Raw genomic sequence first — 5554 nt, 5'->3', positions numbered from 1 at the left:
GGATCCATCAGCAGGCCAAGACCAGGATGGTCGACCTGCGCGAACATCTTGACCGTTTCCTCGACTGAGCCGACGACATTGTTGACATAAGTTTCGAGCAGGAAGACCGCGCCATGGTCATAGGCCGTCTGGGCAAGGTCGGAGATCACCTTACGGCATTCCTCGAATCCTTCCTCAGTCTTGTTCCTGGGGTGGTGCACCCAATCGGATTCGGTGTTGTAGGTGCCTGTTTCCGAGATCACGTAAGGCGAGCCGAATTCGCGCGCGTTGCGGATGATCTCCTTGAGATAGCCGACGCGCTTGTCGCGCTCGACCTTGTCCGGGTGGATGATGTTGGTGTAGCCGGAAACGCAGCAGACCGGCAGATTGTGGTCGCGGAACGTATCCCGCACAGTCCTCGCCTTATCTTTGGTGATCTGCCCAGCCGAGAGGTCGATATCCCTGAAATGCAGATCGAGTTGTACCGTGTTGAAATCGAGCGCGCGAATGCGCCGGGCCACCTCTTCGAGGCCATAGGGAAAATAGYCGGTGAAGATACCCGCCTGCATCATGATGTGAACTCCTCCCGGTAAGCGATTCAGCCGCCACGCGATTCGGCGGCCAGATGTTCAGTCGATCGATATCTCGGACAGCTTGACCGTGCGGCCTTGTGCCATGGAGCGGTAGCCGGCTTCGACCAGCGCCATCGTCTTGACGTTATCGGCGACGGACAGCGCCGGTGGCGTGCCCGTCTTCACCGCATGCTGAAGCTGTTCCATAACGCCGATGAATGCGTGCGGGAACCACATCGTGTCCCAGGTGGGCGTCACCCACTCGCCACCGGTCGTCTCGGCCGAGGCATAGGTCAGGGTCGAAGCCACGCCCGTCGGCCAGCCGATGGTGCCCTTGGCGACACCCCTGGTGCCGTCGACGCGCCAGTTGATGTGCTGGTCGTCCTTGTAGCCCTCCTGCCGCGGACCGGACCAGACATCCTCCAGCGACACGGCGAGCACCCCGGACGGGAAGCGCAACGTCGACACGGTGATGCCGTCGGAATGGTCGAATTTCGTGCGCGGATCCTTGCGCGTCAGCGTCGTGATCTCTTGCGGATCGCCGAACAGGAAACGCAGCACGTCGAGATGATGCACGCTCATATTGGCGAGCGTCAGCCGGTCATAGTCGGCAAGAAAAGTCTGCCAGTGCGGGATCGCATGCATGTCGATCTTCGCGAAGACGATGTCGCCCAGCGCGCCACTATCGATGATTTGTTTCAGCACACGCATCGACTGGTCGTAGCGCATGTTCTGGTTGACCGAGAGTATCTTGCCGGACCCGGCCGCTTCGTCGCGCAGCCTGACCGCTTCCTCTACCGACAGCGCCAATGGCTTCTGCGCCAGGATCGCCTGGATGTGCTTCTGCTTCAGCGCATGGCGGATCAGCGCCGGTTGCTGGTCGGGCGGAAAGGCAAGATCGACGATCTCGACCCGGTCGTCCTCGATCAGCTGTTCCGGCGTCTCATGAACGGTTGGGATGCCCCAGCGCCCGGCCACTTTTTCGGCGCTGGCTTTCGTACGCGAAGCAATCGCGACCACTGGGAAGCCGGCTTGTGCATAGGCGGCGAGATGGCATTCGGCCATGATCATGCCGGCACCGACGCAGCCGATCCGGTATTCCCTGGTGCGAATCTTCACATCCGGCTCGAAATCCGTGCCTGCCATCCATTCCTCCCGTGGAGGACAGGATATAACGCGATGGCCTGCGCCTCGGCCAAGGCCGACACCATCATTTCCCATCATGGGGTTGTGACGACCGACGATTCAGACCAGGAATGACGAAGGCCGCGCTGATAAGCGCGCGCCGTCTGTTCGAAGTGGCGACGCGAGGCAGCACTTCCAAGCCACTCAGTCTGGGCGTGTCCCGATGCTGACGATCGCCCGGCCATCCGCGTCGAGGCCGATCGCGATCCGGTCGCCGGAGGCGACACCGGCAATGTCGCACACCACCACCGGCATGCGAATGGTGTAGAGGAATTCGGCGACGATGGCGCCCACCGCCAGGATCGGGTCCGGCCGCTCCAGAAGGATGCCGGAAGGTGCCGTGCCCTTGCGGATCGCCTCGGCCAGAACCGAGGATGAGGAGGACGAGCCACGCCCGCTCGGCATCACCAGGATCTTGCCGGCGATATTCTGGCCGAGACCGGGATGCGAATGGTCAATGATGTCGCCAGTCTCGGCGTCGACGCCGCCCCAGAAGCTGAGCGGCTGCGAAAAAGCCAGCGCCCGGCCCTCGGCCTCACCGGCCAGTTGGAAGGTCCCGAACCGCTCGACCCCGGTGTCAGTCGACCAAATCATGACGCACTCCGCACAACATGCCCGATCGCAGCCGAGCGGATGCAATCCCTCATGTCGGCGAAGGCGACGGACACGCCGATATTGCCCGGCGCGTAATGCGCCCATTTGCCGGAATTGGTCATCACCACGCCGTCCAAGCGCTCGAGGATCGAGGTGACATAAGTGCAGGTGTCGGCGACCGGGATCAAGCCGAACCCCTCCATGCCAGCCAGCGCGCCCTCCTCCTGCAATCGCGTCAGCGTCGCGCGACCGGTGTTGACATAGATCGGGATACGCCTGGCCGGCGCGATCTCGCGCACCATCGGCAACAGACGCATCCATTCGTCATGGGAAAAGTGCGGCGTGCCCAGTGACACGGCCGCCAGCGGCGCACCATCAGGCACGGTCGATAGCCTGGCCAGCGCTTGATCGATGTCGGCGCGGCTGATGCGGATCGAAGCCTCTGGCGCATGGCCTTGGAACGCCTCATCGAGCGTCTTCGCTTCTGGCGTGATGCCGACCGCATGGAACAGCGCCACCGCGCCGGTGGTTGCCGCCGCAGCACCCAGCGCCTTCAGTTGGTCCTCGTCACGCGGTTGTGGCAGGCCGGCGATCACCGGAATCCGATCGCCGCTTGCTTGCCCGATGAACAGCCCGACGCCGACGAACAGGCTGTCGCTCGGCTCCGGCTCAGGAACGGCCAGGTCGAACAGGATGCGGCCGCGCCGGTTCTCGCTCAGATGCAGGCCCCAGGCCGGCGCACGCGCGGTCATGGCGCAGCAGAGGTCGATGAAATCGCCATAACGGTTGGTGCGCGCGCCGATAACCGAATTGGCAAAGACGATGGCATTGGATTCACCCCAGGCGATCTGCTCGCCGAAGCCCGGCCGGAACCGCGTCTGGTAGGGTGCGCAGGTGAACGTCGCCTGGCAGCCGAGTTCGAGATGCGCCTTCATCAGACGCCGCGCCGGCGCTTCCTCCGCCGCCGGCATCTTCACAATGCCGGGATGGATGAGATCGAACGAACCAACATTGAGCGTCGTCGGCACCCGGACACGGCCACCGCCCTCGACCAGCCGTTCGACGAAATCGAGCCCGGCCTTGCCGTGGTAAAGGCAGCCATCGATATGGGCGCCGGCAATATCGAGCAGGCTGCCGGCTCCAACTGCATTGGAAAACGCGACCAGGATTTTCATCGCAGCGGCTGCCGACTGGCCCTGCTCGCCATCGAGCATCGACTGGTCCCGCCCACTCAGTTCCAAGGTCATCGCCACTCCGGACTCTTGCCCGGCTATGCTGTCCCTGATTGCGAACGGTCTGGCAAGACCCGTTGCAGATCTCAGCCCGCAGCGATCAGCACCGTGCTCTCCGGCGACCAGCGCAGCACCACGTCCTGGCCCTCCGACAGCCGCTCGATGCCGGTGTTCTGCACAATGACCTTCAGCGTCTGGCCGGCACGGTCGACGAAGTACGTGCTGTTGTTGCCGGCGAAGATGCGCTTGGAAACCTGGCCCTTGAGCACGTTCGCGTCGGTGGCATTGGAAACCCCGGCATCGGTGGCAATGCGGATGCGTTCAGGCCGCACGGCGCAACTCGCCTTGGCGCCGGCGGCAAGCGTCGCGCCCGCGCCCGCAGCGATCGCCGTGCCGTCCGCCAGGCGGATGCCGTTGCCGGTGCTGTCGCCACGAAAGATGTTGGCGTCGCCGAGGAAAGTGGCGGCGAACTCGCTCTTTGGCCGGTCATAAATTTCCTCCGGCGGCCCTTCTTGCACCAGCCTGCCGTCGCGCAAGATGCCGATGCGGTCGCTCATCGTCAGCGCCTCTTCCTGATCGTGGGTGACGAAGATTGTGGTGATGCCGATCTCTCGCTGGATGCGCTTCAGTTCGATCTGCATGTCGACGCGCAGCGCCTTGTCGAGCGCGCCGAGCGGCTCATCGAGCAGCAGCACCCGCGGCTTGGTGACGATGGCCCGTGCCAGCGCCACCCGCTGGCGCYGACCGCCCGACAGCTGGTGCGGGCGTCGGCCGCCGAGCTTGCCGAGTTGCACAAGATCGAGCGCGGCCTGCACCTCGGCGGCAATCACCGCCTTGGCCTCGCCGCGCACCGACAGGCCGAAGGCGACATTGTCGGCAACGCTCATATTGGGAAACAGCGCATAGTTCTGGAACACCATGCCGATGCGGCGCTTCTCGACCGGCACCCGCTCGACGCTCTCGCCGCCAATGGCAATGCGGCCGGAATCCGGAAAGTCGAACCCCGCGATCTGGCGCAGCAGCGTGGTCTTGCCACTGCCCGACGGCCCAAGCAGCGCATAGAAGCCGCCATCGGCGAAATCGATGGAGACATCGTCCAGCGCCTTGTGCGCGCCGAAGCTGCGCGAGACGTTCGATACCTGTACGCCGGCCATTATTTCTCTCCGCCGAATTTGAAGAAGCGCGCCGTGAGCAGCATCAGTGCCATCGACACGACAATGATGATCGTCGAGACCGCGTTGATCTCGGGCGTGAAGCCCTTGCGGATCGCGGCGTAGATTTCGACCGGCAGCGTCGTCTGCCCCGGCGTCGCCAGGAAATAGGACACCACGAACTGGTCGAACGAGACGGCGAAGGCGAACAGGCCACCGGCAATGACGCCGGGCATGATCCACGGCAACGTAACGCGCGCGGTCACTTGCCACTGGTTGGCGCCGAGAGAGCGCGCCGCCTCCTCCAGTTCCGGCGCAAAGGTCTGCAGACGGGCCGAAACGACGACGATGACATATGGCAGCGCCAGCGCCACATGGCCGAGCAGGATGGCATGCAACCCGCGGCCGATGCCAACGCCGAAGAAGAAGATCAGCATCGCCGTGCCGGTGATCAGCCACGGAATGGCGATCGGCGGAAACAGCAGCGCCTGAAGGAATTTCTTGCCGCGAAATTCGTAACGATAGAGCGCAAGCGACGCCGCCGAGCCAAGTACCGTGCAGATGACGGTGGTGATGACTGCAATCTCGACGCTGTTCCAGGTGGCGGCGATCAGTTGATCGTTCTGCCACAGCGATGCGTACCACTCCGTCGTCCATTCGAACGGCAATTGGTAGAAGGGCGAGACGTTGAACGACATCAGCGCCATGATGATGATCGGCAAATAGAGAAAGGCCAGCAGCAGCCAGATGTAAAGGCGGCCGAGCCATTCGAGGACGCGGGTTGTCGCCATCACGCGGCCMTCTTGAGTACTGGCGAGGCAGCCGCCAGAATTACCAGCAC

The 5554-nt window shown here is 63.4% G+C and carries 6 protein-coding genes; all 6 read right to left on the bottom strand.

Annotation, left to right across the window (positions count from 1 at the left end; translation table 11 throughout):
- On the bottom strand, positions 1-551 hold a 551-nt coding region (locus ACXJ7R_RS23815; protein ID WP_457153981.1), incomplete at its 3' end, for a sugar phosphate isomerase/epimerase family protein.
- 57 nt (positions 552-608) lie between these two features.
- Positions 609-1697 carry a Gfo/Idh/MocA family protein gene (locus tag ACXJ7R_RS23810; RefSeq protein WP_457153980.1) on the bottom strand — a complete coding sequence of 363 codons (1089 nt, stop codon included), beginning with the start codon at positions 1695-1697 and terminating at the stop codon, positions 609-611.
- Positions 1698-1880: 183 nt separating this feature from the next.
- Positions 1881-2330, bottom strand: coding sequence for an aconitase X swivel domain-containing protein (locus tag ACXJ7R_RS23805; RefSeq protein WP_457153979.1), 450 nt, complete (start codon positions 2328-2330; stop codon positions 1881-1883).
- Complete coding sequence (locus ACXJ7R_RS23800) at positions 2327-3577, bottom strand: aconitase X (protein ID WP_457153978.1); 1251 nt, start codon at positions 3575-3577, stop codon at positions 2327-2329. Before ACXJ7R_RS23800 ends, ACXJ7R_RS23805 begins: the two co-directional genes overlap by 4 nt.
- A gap of 71 nt (positions 3578-3648) precedes the next feature.
- Positions 3649-4716: an ABC transporter ATP-binding protein gene (locus tag ACXJ7R_RS23795; RefSeq protein ID WP_457153977.1), complete on the bottom strand. Its 1068-nt coding sequence runs from the start codon at positions 4714-4716 to the stop codon at positions 3649-3651.
- Positions 4716-5504 (bottom strand): ABC transporter permease, encoded by a 789-nt coding sequence (locus ACXJ7R_RS23790; RefSeq protein WP_457153982.1) that lies wholly within the window; start codon positions 5502-5504, stop codon positions 4716-4718. Before ACXJ7R_RS23790 ends, ACXJ7R_RS23795 begins: the two co-directional genes overlap by 1 nt.
- Positions 5505-5554: the final 50 nt, after the last annotated feature.

The sequence above is a fragment of the Mesorhizobium sp. P5_C1 genome (assembly GCF_054049815.1).
The sequence above is the reverse complement of the archived record's forward strand: the minus strand, read 5'-3'. Positions and strand labels throughout refer to the sequence as shown.

Bases quoted from the DNA above. Each gene is read 5' to 3' on its own strand.
- ACXJ7R_RS23810 (WP_457153980.1), bottom strand. From the start codon at position 1,697: ATGGCAGGCACGGATTTCGAGCCGGATGTGAAGATTCGCACCAGGGAA.
- ACXJ7R_RS23805 (WP_457153979.1), bottom strand. From the start codon at position 2,330: ATGATTTGGTCGACTGACACCGGGGTCGAGCGGTTCGGGACCTTCCAA.
- ACXJ7R_RS23800 (WP_457153978.1), bottom strand. From the start codon at position 3,577: ATGACCTTGGAACTGAGTGGGCGGGACCAGTCGATGCTCGATGGCGAG.
- ACXJ7R_RS23790 (WP_457153982.1), bottom strand. From the start codon at position 5,504: ATGGCGACAACCCGCGTCCTCGAATGGCTCGGCCGCCTTTACATCTGG.